13 protein-coding genes are annotated in these 15,883 nt (G+C 67.4%); 6 read left to right on the plus strand and 7 right to left on the minus strand.

Translation table 11 applies throughout. From position 1 onward, the window contains the following. Positions 1-44: 44 nt before the first annotated feature. Positions 45-2,801: a pyruvate dehydrogenase (acetyl-transferring), homodimeric type gene (gene aceE / locus QM721_RS07930; protein WP_415120708.1), complete on the minus strand. Its 2,757-nt coding sequence runs from the start codon at positions 2,799-2,801 to the stop codon at positions 45-47. 141 nt (positions 2,802-2,942) lie between these two features. Next, the gene (locus QM721_RS07935; RefSeq protein ID WP_415120710.1) at positions 2,943-3,953 is read right to left on the minus strand and encodes a PHP domain-containing protein; all 1,011 of its coding nucleotides are present in this window, start codon (positions 3,951-3,953) and stop codon (positions 2,943-2,945) included. A 367-nt stretch (positions 3,954-4,320) separates the two neighbouring features. Here QM721_RS07935 and QM721_RS07940 point away from each other — a divergent pair, with 367 nt between their 5' ends. From QM721_RS07940 to QM721_RS07960, 5 genes are all read left to right on the plus strand, one after another. Beyond that, positions 4,321-5,514: a PucR family transcriptional regulator gene (locus QM721_RS07940; protein ID WP_415120712.1), complete on the plus strand. Its 1,194-nt coding sequence runs from the start codon at positions 4,321-4,323 to the stop codon at positions 5,512-5,514. 131 nt (positions 5,515-5,645) lie between these two features. Next, positions 5,646-6,572: an ACP S-malonyltransferase gene (locus tag QM721_RS07945; protein WP_415120714.1), complete on the plus strand. Its 927-nt coding sequence runs from the start codon at positions 5,646-5,648 to the stop codon at positions 6,570-6,572. After that, entirely contained in the window at positions 6,569-7,564 is a 996-nt protein-coding gene (locus QM721_RS07950) for a beta-ketoacyl-ACP synthase III (RefSeq protein ID WP_415120716.1), read from the plus strand. The genes QM721_RS07945 and QM721_RS07950 overlap by 4 nt, the downstream gene beginning before the upstream one ends. A 58-nt stretch (positions 7,565-7,622) precedes the next feature. Beyond that, positions 7,623-7,865 carry an acyl carrier protein gene (locus QM721_RS07955; protein ID WP_264700703.1) on the plus strand — a complete coding sequence of 81 codons (243 nt, stop codon included), beginning with the start codon at positions 7,623-7,625 and terminating at the stop codon, positions 7,863-7,865. A 72-nt stretch (positions 7,866-7,937) separates the two neighbouring features. Further along, positions 7,938-9,194: a beta-ketoacyl-[acyl-carrier-protein] synthase family protein gene (locus QM721_RS07960; protein WP_415120718.1), complete on the plus strand. Its 1,257-nt coding sequence runs from the start codon at positions 7,938-7,940 to the stop codon at positions 9,192-9,194. A 351-nt stretch (positions 9,195-9,545) separates the two neighbouring features. Here the strand turns inward: QM721_RS07960 and QM721_RS07965 are convergent, their stop codons facing one another. After that, positions 9,546-10,040 (minus strand): DUF3145 domain-containing protein, encoded by a 495-nt coding sequence (locus QM721_RS07965; RefSeq protein ID WP_415121047.1) that lies wholly within the window; start codon positions 10,038-10,040, stop codon positions 9,546-9,548. Between the two features lie 297 nt (positions 10,041-10,337). On the opposite strand from QM721_RS07965, the gene QM721_RS07970 reads away from it, so the two are divergent. Then, entirely contained in the window at positions 10,338-11,117 is a 780-nt protein-coding gene (locus QM721_RS07970) for a crotonase/enoyl-CoA hydratase family protein (RefSeq protein WP_415120720.1), read from the plus strand. Between the two features lie 413 nt (positions 11,118-11,530). On the opposite strand, the gene QM721_RS07975 is transcribed toward QM721_RS07970, so the two are convergent. The 4 genes from QM721_RS07975 to QM721_RS07990 form a co-directional block, all read right to left on the minus strand. Continuing rightward, the gene (locus QM721_RS07975) at positions 11,531-12,493 is read right to left on the minus strand and encodes a VWA domain-containing protein (RefSeq protein ID WP_415120722.1); all 963 of its coding nucleotides are present in this window, start codon (positions 12,491-12,493) and stop codon (positions 11,531-11,533) included. Beyond that, positions 12,493-13,437, minus strand: coding sequence for a VWA domain-containing protein (locus QM721_RS07980; RefSeq protein ID WP_415121049.1), 945 nt, complete (start codon positions 13,435-13,437; stop codon positions 12,493-12,495). The genes QM721_RS07975 and QM721_RS07980 overlap by 1 nt, the downstream gene beginning before the upstream one ends. A gap of 11 nt (positions 13,438-13,448) precedes the next feature. Then, entirely contained in the window at positions 13,449-14,438 is a 990-nt protein-coding gene (locus QM721_RS07985; protein ID WP_415121051.1) for a DUF58 domain-containing protein, read from the minus strand. A gap of 65 nt (positions 14,439-14,503) precedes the next feature. Beyond that, positions 14,504-15,583 (minus strand): AAA family ATPase, encoded by a 1,080-nt coding sequence (locus QM721_RS07990; RefSeq protein WP_415120724.1) that lies wholly within the window; start codon positions 15,581-15,583, stop codon positions 14,504-14,506. Between the last annotated feature and the right edge of the window lie 300 nt (positions 15,584-15,883).

Below are 15,883 nucleotides of genomic sequence, written 5' to 3' on the forward strand. Positions count from 1 at the left end.
CCGGCACCCCCGAGGTGGAAGTGCCGGCCCGTGAACGCCAGCGATCAGGCGTCGCCACCCGCGCTGCCGGATGCTCCGGCCGTCACGTCGAGCAGCCGGTACTTGTCGGCCGCCTGCTTGGCGGCAGCCGGGTCGACCTGACCCTTCTTGGCCAGCGCCTGCAGGGTCTGAACCACCAACGACGGCCCGTCGATGTGAAAGTACCTGCGGGCCGCGGCCCGGGTGTCGGAAAAGCCGAAGCCGTCGGCACCCAGCGAGTGGTACTCCCCCGGCACCCATTGGGCGATCTGGTCCTGCTGCAACCGCATGTGGTCGGACGTCGCGATGAATGGCCCCGGACGGCCCCCGAGTTGCTTGGCCACGAACGGCACCTGGGGCTCTTCGTCGGGGTGCAGGAAGTTGTGCTCGTCGACCGCCAAGCCGTCGCGCCGCAACTCGTTCCACGACGTGACGCTCCACACGTCGGCCACCACGCCCCAGTCGTTCTTGAGCAACTCCTGGGCCTCCAGTGCCCACGGCACACCGACCCCGGAGGCCAGCAACTGGGCCCGCGGAGCGTTCTCGCCCACGCCCTCGAACGAACCCTCCTTGAGCAGGTAGATACCGCGCTTGATGCCCTCGACATCGACGCCCTCGGGTTCGCGCGGTTGCACCATCGGCTCGTTGTAGAGCGTGATGTAGAAGATCACGTCCTGCGGGTTTTCGCCGTACATCGTCTGCAGACCGTGCTGCATGATGTGCGCGATCTCGTAGGCGTAGGCCGGGTCGTAGCAGCGCATGGCCGGGTTGGTGGAAGCCAGAATGTGGCTGTGCCCGTCCATGTGCTGGGTGCCCTCGCCGGCCAGCGTCGTGCGGCCGGCGGTGGCGCCGAGCAAGAAGCCACGGGCCAGCTGGTCGGCGGCGGCCCACATCGAGTCGCCGGTGCGCTGAAAGCCGAACATCGAATAGAAGATGTAGATCGGCACCATGTGCACGCCGTGCGTGGCGTAGGCGCTGCCCGCGGCGGCGAAGGCACCCATCGAGCCGGCCTCGTTGATGCCGACGTGCAGGATCTGGCCGGTCTTCGCCTCGCGGTAGGCCAGCATCAGCTCGTGGTCGACCGGGGTGTAGGTCTGGCCGTGCGGGCTGTAGATCTTGATCGTCGGGAAGAACGAATCCAGGCCGAAGGTGCGCGCCTCGTCGGGAATGATCGGCACCACGTGCGGCGCGAACTCCTTGTCTCGCATCAGGTCTTTGAACAGCCGCACCCAGGCCATCGTGGAGGCGATCTGCTGCTGGCCCGAGCCCTTCTTCACCGAGGCGTAGGCCGAGTCGTCGGGCAGCTTGATCGGCTTGGGGTTGTTGCGGCGTTGCGGCAGCCCGCCGCCCAGCGCACGCCGGCGTTCCAACGCGTACTGAATGCGCTCGTCGGTCGGCCCCGGGTTGACGAAGGGCGGCCGGTACGGGTCGGCCTCGAGCACGGCGTCCGTGATCGGCATGTCGAGCCGGTCACGGAATTGCTTCAGATCGTCCAGCGCCAACTTCTTCATACCGTGGGTGGCGTTGCGGCCGGCAAAGTGCGAGCCCAGGAAGTAGCCCTTGATGGTGTGCGCGAGAATGACGGTCGGTGCGCCGGTGAACTCGGTCGCCGCCTTATAGGCCGCATACACCTTGTGATAGTCGTGACCGCCGCGGGTCAGCTTCCAGATCTTCTCGGCGTCCCAGGCATCGACCATCTTGGCCACCCGCGGGTCGCGTCCGAAGAAGTGCTCCTTGACGTAGTCGCCGTCGTTGGCCCGGAAGGTCTGGTAGTCGCCGTCGGGGGTGTTGTTCATCACGTTGACCAGCGCGCCATCGCGGTCGGCGGCCAGCAGCGGATCCCAGCCGGCACCCCAGACGACCTTGATCACGTTCCAGCCGGCACCACGGAAGAAGCCCTCCAGCTCCTGCATGATCTTGCCGTTGCCGCGCACCGGGCCATCAAGCCGCTGCAGGTTGCAGTTGATCACGAAAGTCAGGTTGTCGAGCTCGTCGTAGGAGGCGAGCTGCAGCGCGCCGCGGCTCTCGGGCTCGTCCATCTCACCATCGCCGAGGAAGGCCCACACCCGCTGCTGCGAGGTGTCCTTGATGCCCCGGTTGTGCAGGTATTTGTTGAACTGCGCCTGGTAGATCGCATCCAGCGGGCCGAGCCCCATCGAAACGGTCGGGAACTCCCAGAAGGTCGGCATCTGCCGCGGGTGCGGGTAGGACGGCAGCGCACGGACGCGTCCGTCGACCACATGACTGTGCTCCTGGCGGAAGCCCTCCAGGTCGGCCTGGTCGAGCCGGCCCTCGAGGAACGCCCGGGAGTACATGCCGGGCGAGGCGTGACCCTGGTAGAAGATCTGGTCGCCGCCACCGGGGTGGTCCTTGCCCCGGAAGAAGTGGTTGAAGCCGACCTCGTACAGGGTCGCCGACGACGCGAACGACGAGATGTGGCCGCCGACGCCGATGCCCGGACGGTTGGCCCGGTGCACCGTTATCGCAGCGTTCCAACGCACCAGGCGGCGGAATTTGCGCTCCAGTTCGACATCACCGGGGTACCAGGGCTCGCTCTCCGGCGGAATGGTATTGATATGATCGGTGACCGTCAGCGAAGGCACCCCCAGGTGGCGCTCCCGCGACCGCTCCAGCAGCTTCAGCATGATGTAGCGCGCCCGATTGCGGCCGCCCTCGTCGATGATGCCGTCGAGTGAGTCCAGCCACTCCGCCGTCTCTTCCGAGTCGATGTCGGGCAAGCCGGTGGGCAGACCGTTCAGGATCGGGCCGACGTTCTCAGTCATGGCCACTGTGAAGTCCTTTCTTCATACGCGAACCCGGTTGGTACCGCGACGTACGCGGCCGAGCCGCCCGGGTGGGTCGGGGACCATCCTGCCTCATCCGGGCAGCGCGCACACCGGGGCGCCCACGGATCGGCAGAAGCTCTACCCGCGCGCCCAGTCGAGCAGGCGCTGCAACGGCCAGGTGGTGATGATCCGGTCGGGATCGATTCCGGCCCGAGCGGCCCGGTCGGCGCCGTAGGCGATGAACTCCAGTTGACCCGGGGCATGAGCGTCGGTGTCGATGCTGAACAGGCATCCGGCGTCACGGGCCAGGGCCAGCAGATCGTCCGGCGGGTCTTGGCGCTCGGGGCGGCTGTTGATCTCGACCGCGACGTCGAACGCGCGGCACGCCTCGAAGACCACCTCGGCGTCGAACGAGCTCTGGCCGCGGGTGCCGCGCTCGCCCTCGACCAGCCGTCCGGTGCAGTGGCCCAGCACGTTGCTGCGCGGGTTGGCGATGGCAGCCACCATGCGATGGGTCATTGATTCGGAATCCATCGACAGCTTGGAGTGCACGCTGGCCACCACGATGTCGAGCCGGTTGAGCAGGAACGGCGACTGGTCGAGCCGGCCGTCGTCGAGAATGTCGACCTCGATGCCCTTCAGCACCCGGAACGGGGCCAGTACCTGGTTCAGGACGTCGATCAGGTCGAGCTGGTCGGCCAGCCGCTCCGCACTCAGCCCGCGCGCCACCGTGAGGCGCGGTGAGTGGTCGGTGACGGCTGTGTACTCGTGGCCCAGTGCCCGCGCCGCCAGCATCATCTCTTCGATCGAGCTGCTGCCGTCCGACCAGGTGGAATGGGTGTGCAGGTCGCCCTTCAGCCGTTGCAGCAACGGCGGCGGCGGGTCGACCAGCGGGGTTGCGCTGGCCCGCTTGGCGGCCAGATAGTCGGGCACCCGGCCAGCCAGGGCCTGCTCGATCACGGTCACCGACGTGGCCCCGAGGCCCGGCACCTGCTTCCAGCTTCCTGCGGAGGCGTGCTCGGCGCGCTGTTGCGCGCTCATCGCCTCGAGAGTTTCTGCGGCGCGCCGGAACGCCCGCACCCGGTAGCTGTCCGCGCGCTCGCGCTCCATCAGGTACGCGATCTCGCGCAATGTCACCACCGGGTCCATCGAACCTCCTTCGCTGAACCCGATCCTCCCGGGTTGAACGGATCGAAACCACCGCCGGCGCAGCTTGTCGAAACGCTGATCTGTCGCTGGTCGAGCTTGTCGAGACCCCGAACCCACCGCTGCGGCAACGGGTTTCGACAAGCTCAACCAGCGCTGGTCGAGCTTGTCGAGACCCCGGACACACCGCTGCAGCAACGGGTTTCGACGTAGCTCAACCAGCAGTGGGCCCATTGATCAGCACGTGTACGTCGAAACGACGCCGAAGCGGCTCCGTTCGAGATTACGGTTCACGAACCAGCGGTTTCAGGCCAGTGATCCTGCCCACGGACGCGGCTCGCTACGCTGTCAAGGCTACGAAGGGAGTGTGGTGGCAGCAATACCCGGCATCGGACGCGGCTGGCAGCCGTCCCCGCGGCAACGCACCACGATCGCCAAACGGCTGGCCGCCTCGGCGGCTGACCTGACCACCGAGGCACTCGCAGAAATAGAGCAACGGCACCCCTGGTTCGGCGAGTTGGACGCCGAGCACCGCTCCTGGGTCACCCTGGTCGCCAGGGCCGGCATCGACGGGTTCGTGCAGTGGTTCGCCGACGAAGGGCGCGACGTCAACCCGTCGGCCGTATTCGACGCGGCACCGCGCGCCCTGATGCGGCGGATCACCCTGCACCAGAGCGTCGACCTGATCCGCACCACCATCGACACTGTCGAGGGGCAGCTAGAGAGCGTGGTCGGCCGAGGCGATCGTCCGATGGTCTTCGTGGGCATCGTGCAGTACTCCCGTGAGATCGCGTTCGGCGTGGCCGAGGTCTACGCCCGCGCAGCCGAGGCCAGGGGCGGCTGGGACGCCCGGCTGGAGGCCCTCGTGGTCGATGCCGTGATTCGCGGCGAAGCCGACGAAACCGTGCTCTCGCGGGCCTCGGCCCTGGGCTGGCGCTCGCCCGCCGCGATCACGGTGACCATCGGCGGTGCCCCGACCAAGGATTCTGCGATCGAGACCATGCGTCGATTGGTCGCCGAGCGGGGGTTCGACCTGCTCGCCTCCACCCAGGGCGACCGGCTGGTGGTGGTGCTGGGCGGTCTGTCGGGGGCTGCCGGCACGGCGCTGTCGGTGATCACCGAGGTCGCCGAGCACTTCGGGCCAGGCCAAATCGTGGTCGGCCCTGAGGTGAGCGACCTGGTCGAGGCGGCCACCTCGGCGCGCGGCGCGCTGTCGGGCATCCGGGCCGCGGACGCCTGGCCGAGCGCGCCCCGGCCGGTAGCCGCCGAAGATCTGCTGCCCGAACGGGCGCTGGCCGGGGACGGGCACGCCCGCCGAATGCTGGCCCGGGAGATATACGGGCAACTGCGCGACGCCGGCGCCGACCTGCTCGAGACATTGGTGGCCTACCTCGACAACAGCGGATCGGTGGAGGCCACGGCGCGCACGCTGTTCGTGCACCCCAACACGGTGCGGTACCGGCTGCGGCGCATCGCCGAGGTCTCCGGCTACCACCCAGCAGACGCCCGGAGCGCCTACGTGCTGCGGCTCGCCGTCACCCTCGGACGGCTCATGACGTCGTAGTACCACAAAAGCCGAGGACGTTTCATTGGCTGTGGCTACGCTCGGCGTTGTGAGAACCCGACAAGAAGGTCTGTCGCTTTTTCGTCATGTCCGACTGTCACTCAGAGCGGGTTTCGCGCAAGAGTAGTGCCGTGCTTGCAATTCTCGCACCAGGTCAAGGTGCCCAGACACCGGGGTTCCTGGCACCCTGGCTCGCCGACGAAGCCGTCCGGTCACAGTTGCAGACGTTGTCTGAGGTGGCTGGGCTCGACCTCGCACAGGCCGGTACCGAGGCCGACGCCGAAACGATCCGGCAGACCGACATCGCGCAGCCGGTGCTGGTCGCCGCCGGCATCGTCGCCGCACAGGCTCTGCTCGCCGACGGCCCCGTGCCCGACGTGGTGGCCGGGCACAGCGTCGGCGAGATCACCGCGGCCGCGGTCACCGGTGTGCTCACCCCCACCGAGGCGATGGCGTTCGTGGCCACCCGCGGCCGGGGCATGGCCGAGGCCGCTGCGGTGCGGCCCACTTCAATGATGGCCGTGGTCGGCGGCGCACCTGAGGACGTGCTGGCCGCCATCGATGCCGCCGGCCTCACCGCCGCGAACAACAACGGGCCGGGTCAGATCGTCGCCGCGGGCACGGTCGAGCAACTGGCCGTGCTGGCCGCCAATCCCCCGGCCCGCGCCCGGGTGATTCAGCTCAGTGTCGCGGGCGCCTTTCACACCGTGCACATGCAGCCCGCGGTGGCCACGCTGAACGAACTCGCTGCAACACTCAGCCCGTCCGACCCCGGCACCCTGCTGCTCAGCAACGCCGACGGCGCAGCGGTGGGCAGCGGTGCCGCGTTCTTGGCCCGCCTGGTCAGCCAAGTGGGCAACCCGGTGCGGTGGGATCTCTGCCTCGATGCCCTGCGCAGTCTGGGTGTCACCGGCATTCTCGAACTGCCCCCATCGGGAACCCTCACCGGAATCGCCAAGCGCAACCTCAAGGGAGTCGCGTTGTTCAATCTCAACACCCCTGATCAGTTGGATGACGCGCGGACGTTCGCCGCCGCGCATGCGGGTACGGCGGCATGAGCGTCTCGATCAAGGCCAGCACCGGCAACCCCTTCGCCAGAGTGCTGTCCGTGGCCTCGTACGTTCCCTCGCGGGTCATCGACAACGCCGAGATGTGTACCTACATCGACTCCTCCGACGAGTGGATCCAGCAACGCACCGGAATTGCAGAGCGCCGCTGGGTGGGCGAAGAAGAGACGGTCGAGTCGATGGCACTTGCCGCTGCGCAGCGCGCCGTCGAACGGGCCGGCATCGAAGGGTCCGAGCTGGGCGCGGTGATCGTGTCGACAGTCACCTATTTTCACCAGACGCCGAGCCTGGCCGCCAAGCTGGCCCACCAGTTGGGCACCAACGGTGCCGCCTTCGACATCTCGGCCGCCTGCGCGGGTTTCTGCTACGGCCTGGGTCAGGCCGAGTCGCTGGTCCGTTCCGGTGCCGCTCGGTACGTGCTGGTGGTCGGCGTTGAAGAGCTGAGCCGCTTCACCGACATTCATGACCGCACCACCGCCTTTTTATTCGCCGATGGTGCCGGCGCGGCCGTGGTCGGACCCAGCGAAATCAATGGGATCGGCCCGGTGGTCTGGGGCTCCGACGGTGGGCAATCGCAGGCGATCAGCCAGACCACCGAGTGGAGCGAGGCCGTCGCCAATGGCCAGACCCCCTACCTCGCAATGGACGGTCGCTCGGTGTTCAAGTGGGCGAGCGGATTCATCACCGACGCCACCAAGCAGGTGCTGGACGCCGCCGGGCTCACCCCCGACGATTTGGACGTGTTCATTCCGCACCAGGCCAACAACCGGATCACCGACGCCATCCTGCGGCACCTGAAGCTGCCCGAGCGCGTGGTGGTGGCTCGCACCATCAAGCAGTTCGGCAACAACTCAGCCGCTTCGGTGCCGATGGCGATGGACCAGTTGCTCACCACCGGCAAGGCGAAATCGGGGCAGACCGCCCTGCTGATCGGATTCGGCGCGGGCCTGGTATACGCCGGCCAGATCGTTACGCTGCCCTGACCCCACAGTTCTTCCGGAATTCCCCGGAAAGAGGCCCTCTACGACAAGGAGAACCCCTATGGCCACCACCGAAGAGATCCGCGCTCAGCTTGCTGAGCTCGTCAACGACGTCGCCGGTGTGCCGGTCGAGGACGTCCAGCTGGATAAGTCCTTCGTCGACGACCTCGACGTCGACTCGCTCGCAATGGTCGAGATCATCGTCGGCTGCGAGGAGAAGTTCGGCGTGACGATTCCCGACGAGGATTCCAAGAACCTCAAGACCGTGGGTGACGCGGTCGCCTACATCGAGGCGCATAGCTGAGCGACAGCTCACCGCCCACCGTGCGGGGCCCTCGTGGCCCCGCACCACACACTTCAACTCCTCGGAGGACTCATGACCGAGATTGTCATCACCGGACTCGGCGCCACCACACCGCTGGGCGGCGACCTGGCCACCACCTGGGCTAGCCTGCTGGCCGGCAAGTCGGGCGTGCGGCGGATCCCCGAGGACTGGGCCGACGAACTGCCGGTCAAGATCGCCGCGTACGTGGCCCAAGACCCGTCCGAGGTGATCGACCGGGTGAAAGCCCGGCGGCTCGACCGGTCGACCCAGCTCGCGCTAATCGCGGCACAGGAGGCCTGGCAAGACGCGGGACTCACCTGGGCCAGGGCCAACGAGGTCGACCCGTACCGGCTGATCGTGTCACTGGCCAGCGGCATCGGAGGCCTGCATTCGCTGCTGAACAACTGGGATGCGCACCGCGACAAGGGCTACCGTCGGGTCAGCCCGTTCACCATCCCGATGTTGATGGCGAATGCCCCCGCGGCCAACGTCGGCCTGGCGATCTCGGCCAAGGCCGGCGTACACACACCGGTGTCGGCCTGTGCGTCGTCGAACGAGGCAATCGCCCTGGCCATCGACCAACTGCGCCTGGGCCGGGCCGACATCGCGGTGGTCGGCGGAACCGAGGCCACGATTCACCCGCTGCCGATCGCCGCCTTCGGCCAGATGCAGGCACTGAGCCGTCGCAACGACGACCCCGAGGCCGCATCGCGACCGTGGGACAAGGGCCGCGACGGCTTCGTCATGGGCGAGGGCTCCGCGGTGATGGTGATCGAGACCCTGGAGCATGCCAAAGCCCGCGGCGCTGCCGTCTACGGCACCCTGGCCGGTGCTGGCATCACCGCCGACAGCCACGACATCGTGCAACCTGACCCGAGCGGCCAGGGCCAGTACAACGCGATGACGAAAGCCATCGCCGACGCCGGGCTGACCCCGTCCGACATCGTTCACGTCAACGCTCACGGCACCTCGACGCCGCAGGGTGACGTGACCGAGGCCGGGTCGATTCGGCACGGCTTGGGCAAGGCGGTCGACAACTGCGTGGTCACTTCAACCAAGTCGATGACCGGACACCTGTTGGGCGGCGCCGGCGCGCTGGAGACCATCGCGACCGTACTGGCGCTGCGCGAGCGCCTGGTGCCGCCGACGATCAACCTGCACGACATCGAGCCCGACCTGGGCATCGACATCGCGGCGAATGTGGCACGTCCGCTGGGTGCTGGCGACCTGGCTGCGGTGAACAACAGCTTCGGCTTCGGCGGCGCCAACGTCGCGGTCGCGGTGACCAACGCAAACGTCTCGCGCTGAAAGGTTGCGCGGGTGCGGCTGTCCATGCGGACACACTGATTTCCGCTGGTCGAGCTTGTCGAGACCCCAGATACACCGCTGTGACGCAAACAGTCGCCGCACCCCCACCCAACCCGATCCGCCCGCGGAGCCGCGGCCCGCGGAAACACTGATTTCCGCTGGTCGAGCCTGTCGAGACCCCAGATACACCGCTGTGACGCAAACAGTCGCCGCACCCCCACCCTCCCGATCCGCCCGCGGAGCCACGGCCCGTTGCCGGTAAGGGTTTTCGACAAGCCCAATCGGCGCTGGTTGCACCGCCAAGAAGATCGACTCCGCTTGTCCGGGCCTGTCGCAGTTCGAACCCGAGGGTCAGACCACCTGGTGCAGCCAGCGAACGTCCGCACCGTCGCCGGCCTGCCGGAACACCTCAAGTTCGTCATCCCAGGCGGTGCCGAGCAGGTCGTCGACCGCCTCGTTCAAGCTCCGCCCGCCGAGAGCCTCCCGCACCACTGCCGCCCGCAGCCGTTGCTCGTTGATCATCACGTCGCCGTGCAGCCCGATGGTGGCATGAAAGACCCCCAGCAGCGGTGTGTAGCTGTAGCGCACACCTTCGGAGTGCTCGGTAGCCTGCTCGGTGACCTCGAACCGCAGCCGCTGCCAGCCCTTGAGCGCGCTGGCCATCTTGGCTGACGACCCGACCGGCCCCGTCCACGCGTATTCGGTGCGGTAGCTCGCCCGCTCGGCCGGCTGCGGAGCCCACGACAGGCGCACGGGTACGCCGAAGACGCCGCCCACGGCCCATTCGACGTGCGGGCACAGCGCGGACGGCGCAGAGTGAATCTGCACCACTCCATGGGTGGTCACCATGGTGAACTCCTTCAGCCGAGTAGTTGCCTTCCCCTGCATCACTCGGCATCCGGAGTGCATCCATTGTGCCCCACCGGCCACCCCCTCACCACCCCACACCCCCGGCCCGGCCCCCGGCCCCCGGCCCCCGGCCCCCGCCACGCTGGACGACGTTGCTCAGGTTTAGCTTCGTTGCACAGGTTTGAACCTGAGCAACCAACCCGAACCTGAGCAACGTCGGCGTGAGCACCGTCGGGGTGAGCACGCGGGCACGGGGGCGGTGACAACACGGGCGCGCCGAGGTTGGATGGGTGGGTGACCGATGAGCGGGTGCTGGTGGAGCAACGGGGACGACTGCTGCTGATCGGGCTGAACCGGCCCGACAAGCGCAATGCGGCCGATCTGGCGATGCTGCATCAGCTCGCCGCTGCCTATGCCCGGCTGCACACCGACTCCGAGCTGAGGGTCGGCGTGCTGTACGCGGTGGGCGACCACTTCACCGGGGGACTCGATCTGGCCGACGTCGGGCCGGCGCTGGTGGCGGGCCGCGTCGACCTGGTTCCGGCGGGAACCATCGACCCGTGGGGGTTGCTCACCGAGCCGGTGGCCAAACCGGTGGTGATGGCCGTGCAGGGCACCTGCCTGACCCTGGGCATTGAGCTCGCCCTGGCCGCAGACGTGGTGGTCGCAGCCGACAGCAGCCGATTCGCCCAACTCGAGGTGGCCCGCGGCATCGTGGCGTTCGGCGGTGCCACCGTGCGGCTGCCCCGGCTGGGCTGGGGCGACGCCATGCGTTGGCTGCTCACCGGCGACCTTTTCGACGCGGTCGAGGCCCTTCGCATCGGGCTGGTGCAAAAGGTGGTGCCCCACGGGAAGCAGATCGACGCGGCGGTCGAGATCGCCGAACGGATCGCGGCCCAGGCCCCGCTGGCCGTTCAGGCCACGCTTGCGAATGCCCGGCTGGCCCTCACCGACCCGAGGGTCGCGGTCGAGAGGCTGCACCCACTGGTTGCCATGTTGGCCCGCACCCACGACGCCCAGCAGGCGATCAGCGGCTACCTCAGCGGCAAACCGGTCCGCTTCGAAGGCAACTGAGCGCCCGCCGACGAGGGGTTTCGACGCAACTCAACCGACCGATGATGCGTCAAGCGAAAATACTGGTTTTTCGTTCGTCGAGCCTGTCGAGACCTCAGACATAGTGCTGCGGCAACGGGTTTCGACAGGCTCAACCAACGAAGGTCGCGTTCAACGGGTTTCGACAGGCTCAACCAACGAGGGTTGCTTTGATCAGCGCGTCCTCAAGAGATTCCACAGATGGGCTGCCGAGTTGGGCGTCGTTCCAGTGCGTGCACGAGTGCCGCCGACGAGCGAAGTCGTGGCGCAGCCACGTCGAGCAACGAGAAGGCACTCAGGCGCGTGCTGGGGCGGCAACCCGTCGACTTCGCCCACCTGCGGAATCTCTCGACAGGGTCCCTCTTCCGAGGTGCAAGCGGCACGGCCGAAAGCTCTTACGGCCAGCGGGCGCCCAGGCTGATCACCGCGATCGCCGCGATCACCGCGAACCCGAGCGCCCAGCCGGCGTAGTACTCGGTGACCTCTTGCTCGACCTTCACGTACCCCACCTGCTGAGCGATGCTCTTGTAGACCTCGGTTAGCTGAGATGCCGAATCTGCAGAGAACTTCTTGCCGCCCGAAAGATCCGCCACGCGCTGAAGTTCTTCATGATTCACCGGGACAGGCTCACGGCGGCCCTGATCGACCACGTATCCGTCTTCAGTTCCGTAGGCGATCGTGTAAATGGGGTACCCGCGCTTCTTTGCCTCCTGCGCCGCAGGTGCCGAGTATCGCCGAATGTTCGTATAGCCATCGCTGAGCAAGACAATGGCGCCGGGCGCTGGATCATCGGGATGGTCTGGATCAACGGGAGCCAGTGCGAGTGCGTCGAGCGACGAATAGATGCCCTCACCAATAGATGTCGACGGTGCCACCTGCAGGTTATCGATGGCCTTCGACACCAGCCCACGGTCGGTGGTGGGCGCGACCACCACCGAGGCCGAGCCGGCGAAGGCCACCAGCGCCACGTTGAACCGGGTCGGCAGCATGCCCAGAAAGTCCTTGGCAGCAGTCTTCGCGGCATCGAGCCGGTTGGGCTTAACGTCTTCGGCGATCATCGAGCGCGACACGTCCATGGCGATCACGATGGTGGCCCGGTCCCGCGGCACGTCCACCTGGTCGGACGGCTTGGCGAACGCCATATTCAAGGCGGCCAGCGACAGCACGGCCGCCCCGACCGCGATGTGCCGCTTCCAGGCCTGCTGCTTCGGCAGCACTTTGTCGAGATTGGTGATGCCCGTGGTGCGCGTGCGGTTGCTCTTGCGAAGCAGCAGCACCACGTAGAGCAGCAGCAGCACCGGGATCAGCAGCAGCCACCACAGCCGCTGCGGCTCTATGAACGAGATCATCGCAATCATCAGGGCCACCTTGCTCCGAGCGAGACGGCCGCGAGAGCCGCGACCACGGCGAAGGCCAGGCCGTAGCCCGCCCAGGTGGCCGTGACCTCTTTGCGCACCTCTTCGTAGCCCACTTCACTACGGATGTTCTTGTACACGGAATCAAGCTGGCCGACGTTCTCGGCCGCATAGGCCTGGCCGTTGGTCATGCTGGCGATGCGCTGCAGCAACTCCTTGTCGGGCGGCACCTTCTCGCGCTTGCCGTCGAGATCGACGTAGCCGTTCTCGGAGCCGTAGGCGATGGTGTAGATCGGCACCGTCGCCTTGGCCGCCGCTGCCGCCTCTTGGGTGGGCGAACGCCCGGCAGTGTTCTGCCCGTCCGACAGCAGCACGATGGCGCCGGGTGGCGTTGAGCCGTCGGTGCCTTTGGGTGCCGACTGCAGGGTGGCCATAGCCACGTTGATGGCGTCTCCGATGGCAGTGGAGTCCTGCAGGGTGAGTGCGTCGATGGCACGGTTCACCTGGCTGCGATCGGTGGTCGGCGGCATGCGGGCGGCCGGGTTTCCCGACAAGCTGACCAGCGCCACGTTGTAGGCGACCGGCAGCGAGGCGACGAACTCCTTGGCCTCGGCCTTGGCGGCATCCAGCCGGTTGGGCTTGACGTCGGTTGCGGCCATCGATTGTGAGATGTCGATCACCAGCACGATGGTGGCCCGCTCCCGCGCTACCCGGTCGACGCCACTGGGCCGCGACCAGGCGATGGTCAGCGCCACCAGGCTGAGCAGCGACAGCGCCACGGCCAGATGCCGGCGCCACTGCGACTGCACCGGCACCACCGCGCCGAGGATCGCGGTGTTGGTGAACCGCATGCCCGACCGGTTCTTGCGCCGGGTCAGATAGATGTAGGCGGCCACCAGCAACGGGACCAGCACCAACCACCACAACCGCTCGGGGTTGAGGAACATCTGTTCCAGGTTCACTTGCTCACCCCCTGCGGCGGTTGGTGCAACATGCCCGCCACCCGCCGGTAGGCGAGCACGAACCGTGCGATGTCTTGCACCCAGTCTGTATCGGTACGCAACTGGATGTGCGCGACCCCGGCCCGGCGCAGCGCGATACGGATGCGTTCACGCTGGGCCGCTGACGCGGCGTCCATGCGTTCGCGGGCACCGGCGTCGCTGGTGTTCACGTAGCGCTGAAAGTCGGTCTCGGGGTCGCGGATCAGAATATCGCCCACGTCGGGAAACTCGATCTCGCGCTTGTCGACGACCTCGACGGCCAGCACCTGGTTGCGCACCGCCAGCCGGCGCATCGGACGCTCCCAGTCGGGTTCGACGTTCGGATCAAGTTCGGAGTCGCCTGCCGACAGGAAGTCGGACACGACAATGCGCATGCCGCGCCGCCGCTGCAGCCGGGTGAGTTGCTCGACGCCGGTGGCCAGTGAATACGGGCCGCTGCTGTGGTCGGGCACGATCGGCTCTTCGAGCATGCGTCGCAACAGCCCGTACAGGGCGGTTCGGCCCGAGCGGGCCGGCAACCGCTTGATGCGTTCCGGCCGCATGATCAGGCCACCGAACCGGTCACCCATCCGTTGCGAAAGAAAGCCGATGGTGGCGATCGCGGCGATACCCAGGTCGCGCTTGGTGACACCGCCGGTGCCCCAGTTCATCGAGGGCGTGACGTCGAGCAGCGCCCACACCTCGAGTTCGCGGTCGGCGATCGTGTCACGGACGTGTGGCGCCTGGGTGCGCGCGGTGACCGCCCAGTCGATCTTGCGCACGTCATCTTGACCCGGCACGTAGAGCCGGGCGTCGTTGGTCTCAGAGCCGGGCCCCGGCAAGAGCCCCCTGTGGTCGCCGTGCAGGAACCCCTCCAGGCGCCGCACGATGGTGAGCTCAAGCCGGCGCAGCGCTGCCTCAGGGGCCAGCTTGTGCAGCGGCAGCGTCGCGTGGGTGGGTTCGCGCAGGACGGATTCGACCGCGCCGAGGTCGTCGGCGGGTGGCTCGAACTGCGGCTGCTGGGTCACCGCGCTCAGTTGGAGTAGCTCGGGTTGTGCCGGTGCTGGGTGTGCGACTGGTCGCGCTGCTGCTGGTTCCACACCGGAGTGGGCGGCGGCACCATGGCGACGATGCGTTCCACCACCTGGCTGGGGGTGATGTTGTCGGCGACAGCGTCGAAGCCCAGCACCAGGCGGTGCGACATGACGTCCTTGGCAACGGCCTGTACGTCGGTGGGCAGCACGTAGTCGCGTCCGTGAATCAGGGCCAGCGCTCGCGAGGCGGCGACCAGGCCCAGCGTGGCGCGCGGCGAGCAGCCGATCTGGATCACCGAGGTGAGGTCGGGCATGGCGAACTCGGCCGGCGTTCGAGTGGCGAGCACCAGCCGCACGATGTACTCGGCGACGAGGTTGTGCACGAACACGTTGGACGCCTGGTCTTGCAGTTCTTTCACCCGGTCGGGGTTGAGAATGTTGGTCGGCTCGGGCGGGCTGACGCTCATTCGGCGCAGAATCTCGAACTCCTCGTTGCCTCGGGGGTACGGCACGTCGACCTTGAGCAGAAAGCGGTCGCGCTGGGCCTCGGGTAGCGGGTAGACGCCCTCGGACTCGATCGGGTTCTGGGTGGCGATCACGATGAACGGCTTCGGCACCGGGTAGGTGGTGCCACCGATCGAGACCTGGCGCTCGGCCATCAACTCGAGCATCGCCGACTGCACCTTGGCGGGTGCGCGGTTGATCTCGTCGGCCAGCACGAAATTCACGAACACGGGGCCTAGCGCAATGTCGAATTTCTCTTGCCGGGCCGAGTAGATCCGGGTGCCGACGATGTCGGACGGCACCAGGTCGGGGGTGAACTGAATGCGCGAGAAGTCGCCGCCCACGACGGTGGCGAAGCTGCGCACGGCCAGCGTCTTGGCGACGCCCGGCACACCTTCGAGCAGCACATGGCCCTTGGCCAGCAGGCCGACCATCAGTTGCTCGACCATGTGCTCCTGCCCGACGATCACCCGCTGCACCTGGGCGATCGCCTCACCCAACACGCGGGCTGCCTCGCGAGTGGCCGGATTGCCCTGCGGCTGCTGCTGGCCCGGGGCCTGGGTCGGATTGGACACGCGTGTCTCCTGCTCGCTGATTCACGATACTTGCGGGCGCAGCCCGCGACTCTGCTGGCAACCTTACCGGGCTCATCTGACGGCACTCGGCGACCCACGCGCCGGTCAACGATCCCCTTCCCGACATCGGGCAGAATGGAACCGCCCTGGAGTTCGGCCAACCGGTTTGGCTCCTGTGATGAGATGGGAGCCGATGTCAGAGCAGCAGAACCCGGCACCCGGCGACCCCAGCGCGCCGGGCGGCGGTGGCGTTCCGCTGACGCCGCTGCTGAGTGACGATCCGCCCAAGATCAGCGACTT

This window comes from Micropruina sp. (genome assembly GCF_047602085.1).
In the GTDB taxonomy this organism is placed as follows: Bacteria; Actinomycetota; Actinomycetes; order Propionibacteriales; family Propionibacteriaceae; genus Micropruina.